Origin of the sequence: Flavobacterium humi, assembly GCF_004745595.1 — a bacterium.
GTDB classification, from domain to species: Bacteria; Bacteroidota; Bacteroidia; order Flavobacteriales; family Flavobacteriaceae; genus Flavobacterium; species Flavobacterium humi.
Genome location: NZ_SRLH01000004.1, coordinates 363,918 through 383,752 on the forward strand (window position 1 = coordinate 363,918; position 19,835 = coordinate 383,752).

Sequence of the window (19,835 nt, forward strand, 5' to 3'; positions counted from 1 at the left end):
TAATTAAATTTGCGGTTCGTTTTGTGGAAACCTAAAGGCTGACAAATTCGACTGTTTTATAGAAAAAATATGAATAAAATAATATATGTGTTCCTGCTTACGGTGTTATTTTCGTCTTGTAACGAATACCAAAGAGCAATTAAGTCTGAAGATGTAGGTGTAAAGTTTGACGTAGCGACAAAAAAATACGAAGCCGGAAAATACGAAAAAGCGATCCGTTTGTTCGAACAGATTGCCCCTGCCTACAGAGGAAAACCTCAGGCGGAAAAAATGTTTTATATGTTCGCGCAGTCGTATTATAAGACAAAACAGTATTATTTGTCAGGGTATCAGTTTGAAAGTTTTGCAGCGCTTTATCCAAAAAGCGAAAAGGCGGAAGAAGCGGCTTTTTTATCTGCGAAATCTTACGCCCAATTATCTCCGGTATATTCTTTGGATCAGGCGGATACAGATAAAGCCATCACAAAATTGCAGGCTTTTATCAACAATTACCCGAACTCTTCTTACATGCCTGAAGCGAACGAATTGGTAAAAAACCTACGGGAGAAACTGGAGAAGAAAGCCTTCGAGATCGCAAAACAGTACAATACCATTTCGGATTATAAAACCGCGATCAAGGCATTGGATAATTTCATTTCAGATTATCCTGGAACACCATTTAAGGAAAAAGCCTTATATTACAAATTGGATTCTTGCTATAACTTGGCCATCAACAGTGTCCCGGCTAAAATGGAAGAAAGGCTGAATGCCGCTAAATTGGCGTATGCCTCTTTGATGAAATTCAATGCCAATACGGAATACAAAAAAATAGCTGACGATATGTTGGCCAGGATTGATAAAGATTTACAACAATTTTCTAAATAAAGTAAAAGTCATGGATTTAAAAAAGACTACAGCTCCCGTAAACACGATAACATACAACAAAAATGTTATTGAAGAACCTACGGGAAATGTTTATGAAGCGATTACCATAATAGCAAGGAGAGCCAATCAGATCAACTCTGAAATTAAAAAAGAGTTAATTGAAAAATTGGAGGAGTTTGCTACTTACAATGATAGTTTAGAAGAAGTTTTTGAAAATAAAGAGCAAATCGAAGTTTCAAAATTTTATGAAAAATTGCCAAAACCGCATGCGTTGGCAGTTCAGGAATGGTTAGAGAATAAAATCTACTATAAATCTACAAAATAAAACAACCGATGTCTGTTTTAAGCGGTAAGAAGATAATACTGGGCGTTTCTGGTGGAATTGCCGCTTATAAATCTGCGTCATTGGTTAGACTTTTTATAAAAGCAGGAGCACATGTCCAAGTGATAATGACTCCTGCTTCTAAGGATTTTGTAACGCCGTTAACACTTTCCACACTATCCAAAAATCCTGTCCATTCCAGTTTTTTTAATGAGGAGGATGCAAATGCCGTATGGAACAACCATGTAGATTTGGCTCTTTGGGCCGATTACATCGTTATTGCGCCGGCCACAGCCAATACCATGTCCAAAATGGTTAATGGGAATTGCGATAATTTGCTGATAGCTATTTATTTATCGGCAAAATGCCCGGTTTATATCGCTCCGGCAATGGACCTGGATATGTACAAACATCCTTCTACAACAGCTAGCTTTGAAGCTTTCCGGAAATTCGGGAATACCATTATCCCGGCCGAAAAAGGCGAACTGGCTAGTGGGCTTTCCGGAGAAGGCCGAATGGCTGAACCCGAGAATATCATCGCTTTCCTTGAAAAGGATATTGAAAGCAAATTGCCGCTCAAAGGCAAAAAGGTCCTGGTTACGGCCGGGCCTACTTTTGAAGCTATCGATCCTGTGCGGTTCATAGGGAACCATTCTTCAGGGAAAATGGGTTTTGATATCGCCGCCGCCGCCGCCAATTTGGGAGCGGAAGTCGTTTTGGTATCGGGACCGACACATCTGCAGACCAAAAATCCTTCGATACATTTGGTGAAAGTGACTTCTGCCGAAGAAATGTATACTGCCTGCCATCTTTATTTCAATGATGTCGATGTGGCCATTGCTGCCGCAGCCGTAGCGGATTACAAACCTAAAAATGTGGCTTCGCAGAAAATAAAAAAGAACGACACTACGTTTTCTATTGAACTGGAAAAGACAAAAGACATCCTGGCATCATTGGGCCAGATCAAAAAAAATCAGTTTTTAATTGGTTTTGCGCTTGAAACCGAAAATGAAATTGAGCATGCCAAGTTGAAAATCCAGAAAAAAAACCTAGATTTGATTGTTCTTAATTCTTTAAATGATACAGGGGCAGGTTTTGGAAAACCGACAAATAAGGTTACCTTTATCGATAAGGATTTCAAAATCGAACCCCAGGAACTGAAATCTAAAGAAGAAGTTGCGATAGATATTGTAAATAAAATTATTTCTCATTATGCGTAAAATAGTAGTTGGTTGTTTTCTGTTGTTTTTTGGGTTTGCACAAGCCCAGGAGCTTAATTGTTCCGTAGCATTCAATACCGACCAGGTGGCAGCCACTAACCAGCAAATATTCAAGACACTTCAAAAAGCGCTGACCGAATTTATCAACAATACCAAATGGTCGCAGCAAACCTATAGCGGTGTTGAGAAAATAGAATGTTCCTTTTTTTTCAACATTACCTCTTACAGCGCCGACCAGTTTACAGGATCGCTGCAGGTGCAGGCAAACAGGCCGGTATTCAATTCCACGTATGCTACACCGATTTTAAATATAAACGACAAAGAAGTTAATTTCACGTATACAGAATTCCAGAATTTAACGTTCAATCCTAACTCTTTCGATTCCAATTTGCTTTCCATCGTGGCGTTTTATGCAAACATGATTGTAGCCGTCGATGCGGATACTTTTTCGCTTGAAGGCGGTTCAAAATCCCTTGAAAGCGCTCAGAATATTGTTAATATGGCACAGCAAACACAGGAAAAAGCCTGGACTTCAGCCGGGAACCAAAACAGGTTTTATTTGGTAAATGACATGCTTTCGCCAACATTCGCCCCTTTTAGAAAAGCCATGTACGAATACCATTTCAAGGCATTGGACAAGATGAGTGAGAGCCAAAAAGAAGGAAAAGAAGGTGTGAAAAACGCTTTGAAAACATTGGTGGAAGTTTCCAATGTAAGGCCCAATGCGTACCTGACAAGAGTTTTTTTTGATGCCAAAGCCGATGAGATCGTAAGTATTTTTACCGATGGCCCGAAAGTTGAAATTACAGATGTAATTGACAACCTGAACAGATTATCTCCAACAAATTCAAGCAAGTGGGGACGGATTAGTTATTAAATTCTCATTATGCTTATTTCATTATCTATAAAAAATTTCGCTTTGATCGAGCAGTTGGAAATGAATTTTTCCGACCAATTGTCTATTATTACCGGGGAAACCGGAGCCGGAAAATCCATTTTGCTTGGTGCCCTGGGATTGGTGCTGGGAAAACGCGCCGATTTGACTTCGCTAAAAGATAAAGAACAGAAATGTGTCATCGAAGCACATTTTCAGATAAATAAATATAATTTACAGGCTTTTTTTGAGGATAATGACCTCGATTATGAAGATACAACGATCATTAGGAGGGAAATCCTGCCTTCGGGGAAATCCAGGGCTTTTGTAAATGATAGCCCGGTAAACCTTACGGAATTACAGGATTTAAGTGATTTTTTGTTAGACATTCATTCGCAGCACCAAACGCAGGAATTGTCCAATGAAGAATACCAAATCCGGATCCTTGATGCTGTGGCCGGTCACCAGGATAACCTGGATGCCTACGAGTTACAATTGTCCCATTATAAATCCGCCAAAAGCGAATTGAAAAAACTGCTGGCAGAAAAGGAAAGCCTGGCCAAAGAGCAGGATTACAATTCTTTTTTGCTGGAAGAATTACTTTCGGCGCATTTGAAACCGGGTGAGCAATCCGAATTGGAAAGTGTTTTTGAAAAGCTGAACAATGTCGAATTCATCAAGGAAAACCTAGACAAATCACTGGCAATTTCCAATGAAGAGCAAATGGGAATTATCCAAAACCTGAAAGAAGTAAAAGCGTCCCTTCAGAAAATAGCAAATATATCGCCTGATTTCAACGGATTGTTTGAAAGGGTGTCAAGTGTCCTGATAGAGTTTGACGATATTTCGAATGAGCTTCAGCAGCAAGCCGAAAAATTGGTTAACGACCCTGAAAAATTAGAATTGGTCAATCAGAAACTGCAGGTTATTTATTCCCTTCAGAAAAAGCACCAGGTCGATTCTGTTGAAGAGTTGCTGGAGATTCAAAATGACCTCGATGGCAAGCTGGTATTGGCCGGTGACCTGGAAAGCCATATCCAAAGACTGGAAGGCCAAATTTCAGAAAACACAGGGAAATTAGATGCAATTGCGGCTGAAATAACACAAAACAGGAACAAGGCGGTTCCGGTACTTATAGGTAAAATCACGGAGATTTTATCCCAACTGGGCATGCCGAATGCGCGTTTCCAATTTGAAATCAAGCCTTTGGAAAATTATACGCCAACAGGCAAGGATGAAATCCAATTGTTGTTTTCGGCCAATAAAGGGACCGATTTCGGATTGCTTAAAAAAGTGGCTTCCGGTGGGGAAATGTCACGGATTATGTTGGCTGTCAAAGCTGTTTTGGCAAATTATTCGAAACTGCCAACTATTATTTTTGATGAAATCGATACCGGTGTTTCAGGGGAAATTGCCCATAAAATGGGTGATATCATGAAACAGATGAGCGGCCAGATGCAGGTTTTTGCCATAACGCACCTGCCGCAGATTGCCGCTAAAGGCCATCAGCATTATAAGGTTTTCAAATCGATACAAGGAGAAACTACCGTTTCAGAATTAAAATTACTATCTCAAAATGAGCGCGTTGTGGAAATAGCGGAAATGCTTTCGGGCAAAGATATTTCTGATTCGGCGCTTAATCATGCAAAAGCTTTGTTGAACTAATTTTTTTAAATTAAATTTGTTCTTACAAAAACGATAACGACAAAATAATACTATTATGATTATAGAACCAAGAATGCGAGGATTTATCTGTTTGACAGCACATCCAAAAGGGTGTGAGCAAAACGTAAAAAATCAAATTGAATATGTAAAATCAAAAGGAAAAATTGATGGAGCAAAGAAAGTTTTGGTAATTGGGGCGTCAACCGGTTTCGGATTGGCTTCAAGGATTACAAGCGCTTTTGGTTCTGATGCCGCCACTATTGGTGTCTTTTTCGAAAAACCGCCGGTAGAAGGGAAAACCGCTTCTCCGGGCTGGTATAATTCTGCTGCTTTTGAAAATGAAGCAAAAAAAGCCGGATTGTATGCCAAGAGCATCAATGGAGATGCTTTTTCAAACGAAGTAAAACAGCAAACCATCGATATGATCAAAGCCGATTTAGGGCAGGTTGACCTGGTTATTTACAGTTTGGCTTCCCCGGTACGTATGCATCCGGTAACTGGCGTTTTGCATCGTTCGTCCCTAAAACCTATCGGAGGTACCTTTACCAATAAAACCGTTGATTTCCATACCGGAGTTGTTTCACAGATAAGCATTGAGCCTGCAAACCAGGAAGATATCGATAATACCGTAGTGGTTATGGGTGGAGAAGACTGGACCATGTGGATGGATGCTTTGAAAAATGCAGGTGTACTTGCAAACGGGGCTACGACAGTAGCGTACTCTTATATCGGGCCTGAAGTAACCGAGCCGGTATACAGAAAAGGGACCATCGGCCGTGCCAAAGACCATCTTGAGGCGACAGCCTTTTCTATTACGGATAGCTTAGCATCGATTAACGGAAAAGCATATGTGTCAGTAAACAAAGCATTGGTAACACAGGCAAGTTCCGCCATTCCGGTGATTCCACTGTATATTTCGCTTTTATATAAAACAATGAAGGCAGAAGGTATCCATGAAGGATGTATCGAACAAATGCAAAGATTATATTCGCAAAGGTTGTTTAACGGAAGCGAAGTTCCTACGGATGACAAGGGAAGAATCAGGATTGATGACTGGGAAATGCGCACTGACATACAGGATAAAATTGCCAAACTTTGGCAGGATGCCACTACCGAAAACCTTTCTGAAATAGGTGATTTGCCAGGATACAAACAAGATTTCTTAAACTTATTCGGTTTCGGGTTTGAAGGGGTTGATTACAATGCCGATACAAACGAGATGGTAAATGTGCCAAGTATTAGTTAAGAAAAAATATAAAATGTAAGAAATTTAAACAACCACGATGCATTTCGTGGTTTTTTTATGCATTTCGTCGAGCTTTTTTAAAAATAAAAAACAATCGGTTTTATAATTTGTAGTTTGGCTGGTTAAAACTAACAAATTATTTAAATGAAAAAAATTACATTATTGATTGCTTTCCTGACGGTCATTGTCACGGGAAGTTATGCACAATCTGTAGCGACTTATAGTTTTGCTGCAGGAACTTCAGGAGTTTTGGATCCAATGGCCGGATCAACGCAATTGGTAGCATCAGGATCGGATGATACTGTTTCAGCTGTTACCAACATAGGGTTTACATTTAATTATGGAGGTACTGATTATACCCAGTTTTCAGTAAGTGCCAATGGTCTTATCAGATTAGGATCAGTAGCGGCTGTAGCTTCGGGTACAGCAAATTATACAAATTCAGCGGCTAATGCCAATACAAATGCCCCGGTTATCATGCCTTATTGGGATGATTTAGCAACAGGGTCTGCAGCGGGAGGTGGTAAAGTCCATTCTATATTGACCGGTACAGCTCCAAATCAGAAATTAATCATTGAGTGGTTTGTGACGGTTCCCAGAGGGACTGCAACAGCTGCAAATGCGAAATTTCAATGTGTTTTAGAAGAAACTACAAATACGATAACTTTTGTTTATGGTAGTGGTATGGTTGTCAATACTGCAAATGCAGGAGCTTCCATAGGGTTATGTACTGCTACAGCAGTTTTCAATACGGTAACTGTTGCTTCTAATACTAACACAACTTCTACTTTTGTTACGGGAAATACAGCGGCAATTCCTGCAGGAACTACCTATACCTTTTCGTCTCCGGTTCCTTGTACAGGTACACCGTCAGCAGGAACAGTTGCACCGGCTAATTTAGCGTTGTGTAACGGATCTTTGCCAGGAAATATAGTAGCTTCCGGGTTTTCAACAGGAGTTTCAGGATTGAATTTCCAATGGGAAGAATCTACGGATAATTTTGTAACGCCGGTAAACGCTGTTGGTGGTTCTGGTGCGACAACTGCCATTTACACACCTCCGGCTTACAATGGTACGCCTAAACAATACAGGCTGAAAATTACCTGTTCCAATTCAGGATTAATCGGATATTCTTCGGTTTGTACTATTGTTAATCCTTCGAACCCTGCTGTCCAGGCAACTACTTTGGCATCGGGAACAGCAACCCTTACAACAATCCCGCTTAGCTGGGTAGCCGGTAACGGTGGAAGAAGAGTTGTTTATTTTAGTAATTCGGCTGTTACAGATCCGGTAAATGGGAACGGCCCGGCATTGACTGCAGCGGCAGCTTACACAGGTTCAGGACAGCAAATCGTTTACGATGGTACGGGAACCAGTGTTACTGTAACAGGATTAACACCTGGGACTACTTATTATGTAAAAGTATATGAATACTTAAGATGTGGTAGCGGTCCTTATGATTTTTACTATAATGTTTCCACTGGAACAAATGCTTTAACTGTTGCTACAGCAACTCCTCCTGCAAATGACAATTTTGCAAGTGCGAGTGCTATTGCGTGCGGTAATATCTATACAGGAGATACTACAAACGCTTCTTTAGATGAAGACAACGCGCCGGATGGTTTTGGAGCTGATATGGATGCCCGTAACGTTTGGTATTCTTTTACAGGTACAGGAGCGCCACAAACGGTAACCCTTAATCTTTGCGGATCTGCGTACGACTCTTCTGTTTTGGTTTACACCGGGACTTCAGGAAACCTGACACTTATTGCCGGAAATGATGATGATGCCACTTGTGGAGCCAGTCCTTTAAACACACGTTCTAGAGTGAGCTTTAATTCTAACGGGACAACTACTTACTATATAGCCATTGAAGGATTTAATACAGGTTCTTACGGTGCTTATAATATGGATGTTACTTGTGCGGTAATCAATCCTCCGGCGGTACCAAATCAAACATGCGCAACGGCTTTGGCTGTAAATGTTGACGGTACTGATACGCTTTCAGATAATTCATACGGGACAATCAACCCTGTTCAGCCATCATGTGATACATTTGGTAGCATCCAGGATGTTTGGTTCTCATTTGTTGCGCCGTCTTCAGGTGCTGTAAATTGTTTGATTACCAATGGTACGATGACTTCTTCAAATTTTGCTGTTTACTCCGGTACTTGTGCAGGATTGACAGAAGTAGGCGGTACTTGTAATTCCAATTTAACAGCTCCAACTACAGAAGCGTTAACAGGTCTTACTGTGGGCAATACCTATTATGTTCAGGTTTGGAGCAACGCTGCCGAGCAAGGAACATTCACATTAAAATTAACAGATACGGCATTGAATAATGAATCATTTGATACGACAGGTTTCATGGTATATCCAAATCCTGTAAAAGACGTGTTGAACCTTTCTTATACTAAAGGTATTTCAAACGTATCCGTGCATAATTTATTAGGTCAGACTGTAATATCCAAAAATAATATCGGGACACAATCCAAAATTGATATGTCAAATTTAGCATCAGGAACTTATTTGGTTAAAGTAACTGTTGATAATTTGGTTAAAACAATCAAGATTGTAAAAGAATAATACATTTTTACTAAAATTGAAAACCCATGGAATCGTATTTCATGGGTTTTTTTGTTAATTGATTATTATTTTCAATAATAATTGTGATTTTTATTCAATATTTAATTTGTTTTTACTTAACTTTAATCTAAACTTATAAAACAAATAAAACTATGAAAAAAATTACATTTAGATTGATGATGCTTTTCACATTGCTTGTGTCTGGTATTATGAACGCACAATTTTCACAAGGGTTTGAAACTGGTATTCCGGGGACCTGGACGGTAATCAACGGTGGAGACGCCAATACATTTACAGCAACAACACCGGGCACAGGGGCAGCACACACGGGGACCAATGTTGCGAAATTGGTTTACTCGGCCGCGGCACATGACGATTATTTGGTTACACAGCAATTTACCGTTACGGCGGGAACCAGTGATCAGATATCATTATGGTACAAACACCGTTCCAATACTTTTCCTGAAGTGTTTAGTGTTTTGTTATCCAATACAGGAACGGCTACAACAGATTTTACAACTGTTCTGGCGGCTACGGTAACTCCTACGACAGCCTGGCAACAGGTTACGTACAACCTGACTCCTTATGTGGGTCAAACCGTATATGTGGCATTCCACTCTACTACAACAGACCAATGGGAACTTTATTTAGACGATATCGTAGTAGATACTGCACCTATTCCATGTACCGGAACTCCAACGGCAGGAACTGTTAGCCCGGCGTTGCAAAACCTTTGTTCGGGATCTACCCCTGCAAATCTTGTAGCTACAGGATTTAGCTCTGGAGTTACCGGACTGACATTCCAATGGGAAGAATCTGACGATAACGGTGGTGCTGATGCCTGGGCGAATGCTGTTGGCGGTAGCGGAGCCACTACATCAACGTATACTCCTCCGGCTTTCGCTGGAACGACAATTTATTACAGATTGAAGGTTACTTGTACTAATTCTGCAGCATCTTCACAAACTGCTTCAGTAGCGGTATCTCCTCCGGGGAATCCAGCAACACAGGCAACTGCTTTGACAGGTACTCCTTATTCTGATTCTTCTGCTTTGAACTGGACTGTAGGAAATGGAAGCAGAAGAGCTGTTTATATAAGCGATTCAGCTACGTTTACAGATCCTGTTAACGGAAATGCGGCGGCTTTGGTTGCCAATACAGTATATGCCGGTACGGGACAACAACTTATTTATGACGGAACAGGAACAACTGCAACAGTTACGGCATTGAATCCTTCTTCTACTTATTATGTAAAAGTATATGAATATTTACGTTGCGGTGCAGGTCCTTACGACTATTATTTTAATGTAACTACAGGTACGAATATTTATACTTTGGCAACTTTGACACCTCCTGCAAATGATACTTGCGCCGGTGCGATTGCTTTAACTCCAGGAGGTGCTTTTGGAGACCAGGATGTGGCTGGTTCTATTATGGGAGCGACAAAAACGGCCGGGATAACACCTAGCTGCCAGGCGAGTTTTAATGCAGATGTTTGGTATACCGTAGTGGTTCCTGCATCAGGGACTATAACAATTGAATCTCAGGTTGGGGCATCAAATACTATGACGGATTCGGTTTTAGCTGCCTTTACAGGAGCTTGCGGAACATTGACACAGATAGGTTGTGATGATGATAGCGGACCTACAGGACCAAATAACCTAATGTCTATCTTGTCTTTAACGGGAAGAACTCCTGGCGAAACATTGTACATAGGTCTTTGGAAATATGACACGACTGTTCTGCCATCTGCCGCAACAAGCCAGTTTACGATCTCTGCTTATGATGCTTCGTTAAGCAATCCTACATTCGATATGAGCGGTTTTTCTGCGTATCCTAATCCTGTGAAAGACATTTTTAATTTATCTTACTCAAAAGAGATTTCAAGTGTATCCGTTCACAATTTATTAGGGCAAACAGTAATGGCCAAAGAGCTTCACGCTGCTCAATCACAATTAGACTTATCCGGTTTGTCAAGTGGTACTTATCTAGTTAAGGTTACTACGATTGACAACATGGTTAAAACAATTAAAATTGTAAAAGAATAAGTTTCTTTATTTACTATATTAAAAGCCATTCATTTACGGATGGCTTTTTTTATATCTTTGCAACTCAAAATAAAATAGATATGAGGAAAATTTACTATTTAGGATTGCTTTTTTCGGTGCTTTCTTTTGGGCAGGCTGATTTGCCTCTGACCGTAAATATTCAAAATCCGCTACCGGTATGCAGCCCTGGTGATTGTGTTAATTTAATGGCAGAGTATAGAGATCTTAAAGAGACAACTTCTTACCAGGTTCAATCTATTGGATTCGCCCCAATATATCCTTTTAACGGAGGTACTGTACTGGATGCCTCGAATGATGATGTATGGTCCCCGGTTTTTCAGCTTCCTTTTCCATTTTGCTTTTACGGGCAAAAATACACGCAGGTTATGGTGGGTTCCAACGGAGTGATAACTTTTAATATTGCGCCTTCAGTTCCCGGTGGTATTCCTGGCGGGGTTGAAATACCCTTAACTCCATTTAGCCCGGGTTTTTGTAATTGGAATTTTAACCAAAGTTTGCCAAGTGCCGGTTTTCACACAGCCAATGCCATTTACGGAGTTTATCAGGATACTGATATTAGAAATTCCGGAGCGGGTGGTGGAGCGGTAACTAATCCTTCGATACAAAATGTTAATTATTATATTACCGGAACAGCTCCCAACAGGATTTTTGTAGCAAATTTCAATCAACTGCCGGCGTATCAATGCGGAGCTTCCCAATTGCAAACAAGCCAGGTCCTTTTATATGAAACGACCAATGTTATTGATATCCTTATTAGTAAAAGAACACCATGTGCTAGCTGGCAAGGTGGTGCAGGAGTGGTGGGTATCCAAAATCAAAGCGGAACACTTGCTACCATTCCGCCAGGCAGGAATACAGGCGCATGGTCTGCAACGAATGAAGCATGGAGGTTTATCCCAGATGGAAATTCAACGACGACACTTAGCTGGAGCCTGAATGGTGTGTCTTTAAATACGAGTGCCAATCCACTTACGGTTTGCCCAACAGAAATGAATACTTACCAAGCTTTTGTGAGTTATGCAGATTGCCAGGGGGAACAAACTGTGCTTTATGATGATATCACCGTAAATATAGAGACCGCAATATCCTTGGTCGCAAATCCTTTGGATATTACTGCATGTGCTGTAGGTTCCCAGCCCGCGACTTTTGATTTGACTCAAAATACAGCTGTAATTTTAAATGGGCAAAACCCGTTAGATTATGAAATTAAATATTATAGTTCACCGTCTCTTACTACCTACATTTCCAATGCCGAAGCTACATCGTTTGTAAGTTCCGGTCAAACAATAGGTGTTGAGATTATTGCCGAAGAAACGGGTTGTTCTGTTATAAAAACATTTGATTTGATTGTAAATACGATACCGGCTCCTCCAACAGGAAATACGCTTCAATATTTTGTTCCAGGAGAAACCCTTGCGGATATTGAATTGACCGGAGGTAATATCGTATGGTTTTCTCAGGAAAATGGCGGTATGAGCCTTCCTAATACCACAGCATTGGTGGACGGGACAACCTATTATGCAGCTACAAGTGATTCGGGTTGCCTGAGCGGAAAGTCCAATCCGGGCAGGCTTGCTGTTTCGGTATACAATGCGCTGAGCAATCCTGGATTTGAAATGTCTGATTTTAGGATTTTCCCTAATCCTGTAAAGGACATTCTAAATATTTCTTACGCAAATTCTTACGAAAAAGAAATTTCTGCCATAACGGTTGAAAATCTGCTAGGACAGGTCGTAATGACTAAAACAATCCATAAGCCAAATACGCAATTGGACTTATCAGCCTTTGAACGAGGGACTTACCTAGTTAAGATCACAGTTGGAAATGCAATTAAAACAGTGAAAATCATAAAAGAGTAAAATTTTAAATATTCAATAAAAAAGCCATGGAGTAAACTTCATGGCTTTTTTATGTTAAATAGTTAATGGATTTATCACATATTTCTTTACTTTCGTGAAAATTTATTAAACCCAACTATGAAAAAAATTACTTTAAATTTACTATTCATTTGCACGATGCTTGCTTCAGGTATTGCAAATGCACAATTTGCGGAGAGTTTCGATTCAGGGATTCCGGCAACTTGGACAGTCAACAACCAGGACGGAGGTAGCAATACCTGGGTAGCCTACGGTTCCAATACGCATTCCGGAGCCGGAAATGTAAGGATTACTTATGAATCTGCTGCTCATGAAGACTATTTGATTTCTCCGAGTTTTTTAGTTACTAACGGTTCTACCAACAGGGTTTCGTTTTGGGCGGGAATTGACGGGACTTTCTGGACAGAAACATTCCAGGTGAAGCTTTCCACTACCGGAACGGCAGCTGCCGATTTTAATGTCGTTTTAGGAAGCGAAACAGCTACAACAGCTGCTAGTGCCAATAATTATACACAATACACTTATGATTTGTCTAACTATAACGGGCAAAACGTATATATCGCTATTGTGGCTACAGATACGGACAGATTGTACCTGTATGTAGATGATTTTGTAAATGATGCGCCGCCTGTGACTGTGCCTAACTGTGCTACAGGCATTGTAAGTACTCCACATGCAACTTGCGGGAATTTTAATAATGCCCTTTCCTGGAATGCTGTTACTAGCGCAACAGGATACAAATTGTCAATCGGGACAACTCCTGGTGGAACAGATGTGCTGAACAACCAGAATGTTGCTCTTGCCACTTCTTATACTTTTGCAGGAACGGCAAACACGGCTTACTACTGGAAAGTGACTCCATATAATGGTGTTGGTGATGCTACAGCTTGTACTGAAAATACTTTTACAACCGCTGCAACTCCTTGTTACTGCACACCGGCTCCTTCAAGTGTAGATAATATTGGAATAACGAATGTAACCATTGGAACGATTAATAATACTTCAGGAGATGAAGCAGGCCATTATGGTGATTACAGCGTTCAGACTACCGATGTTCCTCAAGGATTATCAGTACCGTTTTCGATAACTTACGAGACAGGATATACTTACGAGACAGCTATTTGGGTAGATTGGAATAATGATTCTGATTTTAACGATGCTGGAGAAGATGTATATACTGGAACATCAACCAATGCCAATCCAACTACATTGTCAGGAACATTTACGGTTCCGGGCACGGCTTCTTTAGGAAACCACAGAATGAGAATTGGCGGCCAGGATAACGGTCCTGTTCTTGCGTGTTACACAGGTACTTACGGTACTTTTGAAGATTATACTGTAAATGTTATTGCTGCATCTTGCGTTCCTCCGGTTGGATCGGCTTCTGTTTCTCCGGATTGTGGCAATAATCAATTTTTCATTGCTATAAATGTTGCTTCTTTAGGAAGCGGTACACCAACAATAACAGATGGTACAACGACTATTCCGGTACCGGCAACAGGAGATTACCAAATGGGTCCTTATGCTTCAGGAAGCAATGCTTCTTTGACACTTAACCACGGTTCTTCAGCTATTTGCAATGTTAATTTAGGTTCTTTCGCTTATACTTGTCCTCCGGCAAATGATGATTGCGCTACTGCGATTGTTTTAACGCCAGGTGGTAATTTTGCTGCTCATTCAGTAGTGGCAACAAATGTAGGAGCTACTGCTTCTGCAGGAGAAACAGCGCCAGGTTGTGCTTCTTATTCAGGTGGAGATGTTTGGTATTCAGTAGTGGTTCCTGCTTCTGGATCTTTAACATTTGAAAATAACACGGAAACAGGTGGAATTACAGATTCTGCTGCTGCTGTGTACAGTGGAACATGTGGGGCATTGGTATTAGTTGATTGCGATGATTCAAGCAGCTCTGATCCTGATGACCATCCAATGATGGAAGTAACTGGAAGAACTCCGGGAGAAGTATTGTACTACAGAGTTTGGGAATATGGAAACAATGCATTCGGACAGGTGAGAGTATCTGCTTATGATGCATCCTTAGGGACGGCTTCATTTGATATGAACGGCTTCTCTGCGTATCCTAACCCTGTAAAAGATGTCCTGAACTTATCTTACACAAAAGAGATTTCAAATGTATCAGTACATAATTTATTAGGCCAGCAAATCATGTCTAAACCAGTCAATGCGACACAATCAAGAATTGATTTGTCTGCTTTATCAAGCGGTACTTATTTGGTTAAAGTTACTGTTGATAATTTAGTGCAAACCATTAAAATTGTAAAGCAATAATTGAATGAATTGCAATACTATTAAAAAAGTCACCTCTCGGGGTGGCTTTTTTTTGTTAAAAATGTACCTTTGTCAAAATTTTTGTGAATGAAATTTTCGTTTATTATTCCCGTTTATAATCGTCCTGATGAAATTGAGGAGCTTTTAGAAAGTTTGACCAAACAAACCTATAAACAGCCGTTCGAAATTATTATTGTCGAAGATGGTTCGACAATTCCATGCGAGCATATAGTTGAGAAATACCAACAAAAACTAACCATTACCTATTACCTGAAATACAATTCCGGCCCGGGAGATTCCCGTAATTTCGGGATGACGCAATCGAAAGGGGATTATTTTATCATATTGGATTCCGATTGTATCATTCCTGAAGATTATCTAACGGAAGTTTCCAAAAGCCTGACCCAGAAATATGTAGATTGCTACGGAGGGCCAGATGCCATGTTGCCTAGTTTTTCGCCGGTACAGAAAGCCATCAATTTTGCGATGACTTCGTTTATGACAACAGGAGGAGTGAGGGGAGCTTCGGAAAAAATTGGGAAATTCCAGCCCAGGAGTTTCAACATGGGGATTTCTAAAAAAGCATTCGAAGCCTCCAAAGGTTTTTCAAATATCCACCCCGGAGAAGATCCAGATCTCAGCATACGGCTTTGGAAATTAGGTTTTGAGACCAAATTGATCCCTTCCGCATTTGTATACCATAAAAGAAGGATCGATTGGGAAAAATTCTACATCCAGGTGAATAAATTTGGAAAAGCGAGGCCAATTTTAAACCATTGGTACCCGGAATATGCAAAACCGGCTTTCTTTTTGCCGTCGTTGTTTGTCCTTGGGTTTATCACCGGAGTTATCTCGGAAGTGTTTAATTTCGACTGGATCTTAAAAATATATTTTGCTTATACGGTATTGATATTCCTGGTTTCCTCATTTCAGAATAAGAACATTTATGTCGGATACCTTTCTATAATTGCTGTGTGGAGACAATTCTTCGGCTACGGTTTAGGGTTTATCCAGTCTTTTTTTAAGATCAACATCCTGAAGAAGAAACCACAGGAAGCTTTCCCGGAACTTTTTTTCAAGTTATAATATGACAAAAGTAATAGGGCTTACAGGAGGAATCGGAAGTGGTAAAACTACTGTTGCAAAGCTTTTTATGTCTGAAGGCATACCGGTATATATTGCCGATGATCAAGCCAAAAAAATAATGGAATTTCCCGAAACTGTCCGGAAAGTCGCTAGCGTTTTTGGGGAAGAAGTCCTAAAAAATGACCGGATTAATACGAAAGCCTTGTCATCTGTCGTTTTTAATAATCCAGACAAGCTCAAGGCCCTGAATGCAATTGTACATCCTTTGGTCCGGCAGCATTTTGACCAATGGGTTGCCGAAAATAAGTCGTTTCCGTTCGTAATTAAAGAAGCGGCCATCCTTTTTGAGTCGGGGAGTTATAAATTTTGTAATAAAATTATTACAGTTACAGCTTCTGAGCAAACAAGAATCAGGCGGGTGATAGAAAGAGATCATGTGACAGAACAAGAAGTTTTGGACAGAATTAAAAATCAGTGGCCTGATAGTGAGAAAATTGCCAAAAGCGATTATGTTATAAACAATGAAAATTTAGAAGAGACTAAAATTCAATTTCAAGAAATTCTTAAAAAATTAAAAAATCTTCACTAAATTTATCAATTGTTAATCTTTGGTTAATCTTTTTAAGTTGTAAATGTTAAAAAGCTAATTTTGCTTCAATGAATAAAGCATTGTTCCGTTTTGTAGTTTTTTTAATGACACTTTCCCTGTTAGGAATAATTGTGGTTCAGGGTTATTTGATAAACGCTTCTTTTAAAAATAAGGACGAACAGTTCAAATACCAAGTCAAACAGGTCATAGGAAATGTTTCCAAAAAACTCCAGGAACAGGAAACATATGTTTTCCTTAGCCGATTCAACCAACTTAAAGATAGTATTGGGAAGATTCCTCAACAAAGCGAACTGTTAAAATTTTTTTATGTTGAGAAAAATGCGATTACAAATGAAACCATCATTTATTCCAATAGCATAATACCCGAAGATTATTCGGTTTCATCATCGTTCTTTGATAAAAAAAATGATTCCACAAAACTGAAAAGTTTCGTTTCCAAACGGGTTACAGAGGTTTATAACGAAAATACGCTGGATAATTCGGATCTCCATAATGAAGTCCAGCCTTCTGAAAAGATCGAGAAATCTGGCCGGATGGATATTCTTGATAAAGTGCAGTACGAGATTTATTTTAAGGATATTGCCGCCACAAGATCAATCACACAACGGGTTTCCAACGAACAGTTGCATGATTTATTGGCTCAGGAATTAAGGGGATACGGTATTAAAACGCCATTTGAATTCGGGATTTACAGCAATGGGCTGGCCACAAAAGTAAAGTCGGAAAAGTTTAAGTACGATAAAAGGTACACGTACGATACGCCTGTTTTTACAGATAACGACGGGGTAAGCAAATACCAGTTGCTGGTGAGTTTCCCGCAGCAAAAACTGTTTTTGGTTTCGGACCTGATCGGGATTGCCTTACTGGCGTTCCTTTTTACGGCGATTATTATCGTGGCTTATTACAGTGCACTGAACCAACTCAACAAACAACGTCATATTTCGCAAATCAAGACCGATTTCATCAACAATATGACGCATGAGTTCAAAACGCCTATCGCTACTATAAATTTAGCCTTAGATGCCATTAAAAACCCGAAAATCATTGAAGATAAAGAAAAAGTTTTCCGTTACCTTCAAATGATCAAGGATGAAAACAAGCGGATGCATGCCCAGGTGGAAAACGTACTCCGCATTTCCAAACTGGAAAAAAAGGAACTTGACATCAAAAAGGAATCGCACGATATGCATGATATCGTTGAAGAAGCAGTAGAGCATGTAGGCCTGATTATTGAAGATAGGGAAGGGACCATAAAAGTGAACCTGAAAGCCACTAAAACCACCGTCCTGCTCAATGATGTCCATTTTACGAATGTATTGGTCAACATTTTGGAAAATGCTATAAAATATTCGCCGGATAAACCGGTTATAACGGTAACTTCGGAGAATATCAAGAATTTTATTATCATAAAAATAAAAGACCAGGGATTAGGAATCAGCAAAGTATCACAGAAAAAAATATTCGATAAGTTCTATCGGGAACATACCGGCGATATCCACAACGTAAAAGGCCACGGTTTAGGTTTGGCCTACGTAAAAAGAATCGTCGACGACCATCACGGGGAAGTAATGGTCGAAAGTGAAAAAGGAAAAGGAAGTACATTTATAATCAAACTACCATTAATTTATTAAATTATGGAAACAAACAAAAAAATATTACTAGTGGAAGACGATCCAAATTTTGGGTCAATACTACGCGATTACCTTTCAATGAACGATTTCGAGGTTACATTGGCCAAGAACGGAATGGAAGGTTTTGAAAAATTCAAGAAAGACAACTACGATCTGTGCATCCTGGATGTCATGATGCCATATAAAGACGGTTATACGTTAGCGAAAGAAATCCGCGAAAAAAATAAAGATGTGCCTTTGATCTTCCTGACCGCAAAATCGATGAAGGAAGATGTGCTGAAAGGCTATAAAGTGGGAGCAGATGATTACCTGAACAAACCGTTCGATTCTGAAGTCCTGCTTATGAAAATCAAAGCCATTATCCAGCGTAAAGCTTCGGAAACAAAAACAGACGTGGCTAAATTTGAGTTTAAAATCGGGAAATTTGACCTGAATTCTAAATTAAGGTTCCTGACGTATCCGGGAGATGAACCAATTAAGCTGTCGCCAAAAGAAAACGAATTGCTGAAAATGCTGGCGTTGCACGAAAATGATTTGATGCCGAGAGAATTGGCCCTTACCAAAATATGGAGGGATGACAACTATTTTACCTCAAGAAGCATGGATGTGTATATTGCCAAACTCCGCAAATACCTTAAGGCAGACGAGAGTGTGGAAATCCTGAACATCCATGGAGAAGGATTCAGGCTGGTGATTAAGAATCCAGCAGCATAAGCATACTAAAAGCTTCGGGAAACCGAAGCTTTTTTGTTTTATTTCAGGTCCAGTACCAAAGCGAAACAGACTTTTCCTTCTTTTGTAACCGAATAATAATGTTGGTTGTTTTCTTCCGAACGGTTGATTTCAATTGGATCGCCCAGGTTCAGTTCCCGTAGGAAATTCATTTCCAGAGTCTTGATTTGCTGTTTGAGTATCAGCTTTGGATTTATGGTATCCAGGCACCATTCCAGGTATTTGACATTATTGACATGGTTGACAATATCAAGGTCAGACAAGACAACAGTTTTTGCCGTTACTTTTTCGGTTTCCTGCAGGATATTGATCCTCGAGAAACTTTCAGAGGTTGCTTTGCGTTCCGGGTATTTTTCAAAATGTTCATGGGGTAGTGCCAATGCTTCGGCTTTGCGCAATTGCGTATTGAAAACCGCCCAATATGTCGTGGCACCTGCAATTTTTTTTCCGTCAAGGTACATTTCGATATTCCGGATAGAGCGTGAACCTTCCAGGTTTTCCACCCAGGTCAATACGGTAACTTTATCCTGCCATTTGGGAAGCGCGTCAATCTCAATACGGATCCGGCTCAATACCCATGCCTGGTGGTGTTCCTGCATGTCATTGAAACTCAATCCGCCAAGGATGGAGTGCTCAGCAGCGGTAAGCTGTAACAGGTTGCATAAATCAACGTATTTCAGATAACTGTTCGGGCCGCATTGCGTAAAATTAATGTCCCAATCGTGGGAATATAAGGAAGTGAAATCAGGAGAGATGTTCATTAAAAT

General features: G+C 40.1%; 15 protein-coding genes. 14 read left to right on the forward strand and 1 reads right to left on the reverse strand.

Annotated features, from left to right (window positions below):
• Nucleotides 1-69 precede the first annotated feature (69 nt).
• The 14 genes from E4635_RS09300 (at nt 70) to E4635_RS09365 (ending at nt 19,050) form a co-directional block, all read left to right on the forward strand.
• Nucleotides 70-864, forward strand: a complete 795-nt coding sequence (locus E4635_RS09300; protein ID WP_135526362.1) for an outer membrane protein assembly factor BamD — start codon at nt 70-72, stop codon at nt 862-864.
• Nucleotides 865-874: 10 nt separating this feature from the next.
• Nucleotides 875-1,189 (forward strand): DNA-directed RNA polymerase subunit omega, encoded by a 315-nt coding sequence (locus E4635_RS09305; RefSeq protein ID WP_135526363.1) that lies wholly within the window; start codon nt 875-877, stop codon nt 1,187-1,189.
• An 8-nt stretch (nt 1,190-1,197) separates the two neighbouring features.
• The gene (gene coaBC / locus E4635_RS09310; protein ID WP_135526364.1) at nt 1,198-2,406 is read left to right on the forward strand and encodes a bifunctional phosphopantothenoylcysteine decarboxylase/phosphopantothenate--cysteine ligase CoaBC; all 1,209 of its coding nucleotides are present in this window, start codon (nt 1,198-1,200) and stop codon (nt 2,404-2,406) included.
• Nucleotides 2,399-3,283 (forward strand): type IX secretion system protein PorD, encoded by an 885-nt coding sequence (gene porD / locus E4635_RS09315; RefSeq protein WP_135526365.1) that lies wholly within the window; start codon nt 2,399-2,401, stop codon nt 3,281-3,283. The genes coaBC and porD overlap by 8 nt, the downstream gene beginning before the upstream one ends.
• A gap of 9 nt (nt 3,284-3,292) precedes the next feature.
• On the forward strand, nt 3,293-4,945 hold the full coding sequence (recN, locus tag E4635_RS09320) for a DNA repair protein RecN (RefSeq protein WP_135526366.1): 1,653 nt from the start codon (nt 3,293-3,295) through the stop codon (nt 4,943-4,945).
• A gap of 55 nt (nt 4,946-5,000) precedes the next feature.
• Nucleotides 5,001-6,191, forward strand: a complete 1,191-nt coding sequence (fabV, locus tag E4635_RS09325; protein ID WP_135526367.1) for an enoyl-ACP reductase FabV — start codon at nt 5,001-5,003, stop codon at nt 6,189-6,191.
• A 144-nt stretch (nt 6,192-6,335) separates the two neighbouring features.
• Nucleotides 6,336-8,777 carry a T9SS type A sorting domain-containing protein gene (locus tag E4635_RS09330; RefSeq protein ID WP_135526368.1) on the forward strand — a complete coding sequence of 814 codons (2,442 nt, stop codon included), beginning with the start codon at nt 6,336-6,338 and terminating at the stop codon, nt 8,775-8,777.
• Between the two features lie 152 nt (nt 8,778-8,929).
• Entirely contained in the window at nt 8,930-10,825 is a 1,896-nt protein-coding gene (locus E4635_RS09335) for a T9SS-dependent choice-of-anchor J family protein (protein WP_135526369.1), read from the forward strand.
• 80 nt (nt 10,826-10,905) lie between these two features.
• The gene (locus E4635_RS09340; protein ID WP_135526370.1) at nt 10,906-12,705 is read left to right on the forward strand and encodes a T9SS type A sorting domain-containing protein; all 1,800 of its coding nucleotides are present in this window, start codon (nt 10,906-10,908) and stop codon (nt 12,703-12,705) included.
• Between the two features lie 117 nt (nt 12,706-12,822).
• Nucleotides 12,823-15,009, forward strand: coding sequence for a T9SS-dependent choice-of-anchor J family protein (locus E4635_RS09345; RefSeq protein WP_135526371.1), 2,187 nt, complete (start codon nt 12,823-12,825; stop codon nt 15,007-15,009).
• A gap of 87 nt (nt 15,010-15,096) precedes the next feature.
• A complete protein-coding gene (locus tag E4635_RS09350) occupies nt 15,097-16,095 on the forward strand; it encodes a glycosyltransferase (RefSeq protein WP_135526372.1) in 999 nt (332 codons plus the stop codon).
• Between the two features lies 1 nt (nt 16,096).
• Nucleotides 16,097-16,684: a dephospho-CoA kinase gene (coaE, locus tag E4635_RS09355; RefSeq protein WP_135526373.1), complete on the forward strand. Its 588-nt coding sequence runs from the start codon at nt 16,097-16,099 to the stop codon at nt 16,682-16,684.
• A 68-nt stretch (nt 16,685-16,752) separates the two neighbouring features.
• Complete coding sequence (locus E4635_RS09360; RefSeq protein ID WP_135526374.1) at nt 16,753-18,336, forward strand: sensor histidine kinase; 1,584 nt, start codon at nt 16,753-16,755, stop codon at nt 18,334-18,336.
• A gap of 3 nt (nt 18,337-18,339) precedes the next feature.
• Entirely contained in the window at nt 18,340-19,050 is a 711-nt protein-coding gene (locus E4635_RS09365) for a response regulator transcription factor (protein WP_135526375.1), read from the forward strand.
• A gap of 38 nt (nt 19,051-19,088) precedes the next feature.
• Here the strand turns inward: E4635_RS09365 and E4635_RS09370 are convergent, their stop codons facing one another.
• Nucleotides 19,089-19,829: an acyl-[acyl-carrier-protein] thioesterase gene (locus E4635_RS09370; protein WP_135526376.1), complete on the reverse strand. Its 741-nt coding sequence runs from the start codon at nt 19,827-19,829 to the stop codon at nt 19,089-19,091.
• Between the last annotated feature and the right edge of the window lie 6 nt (nt 19,830-19,835).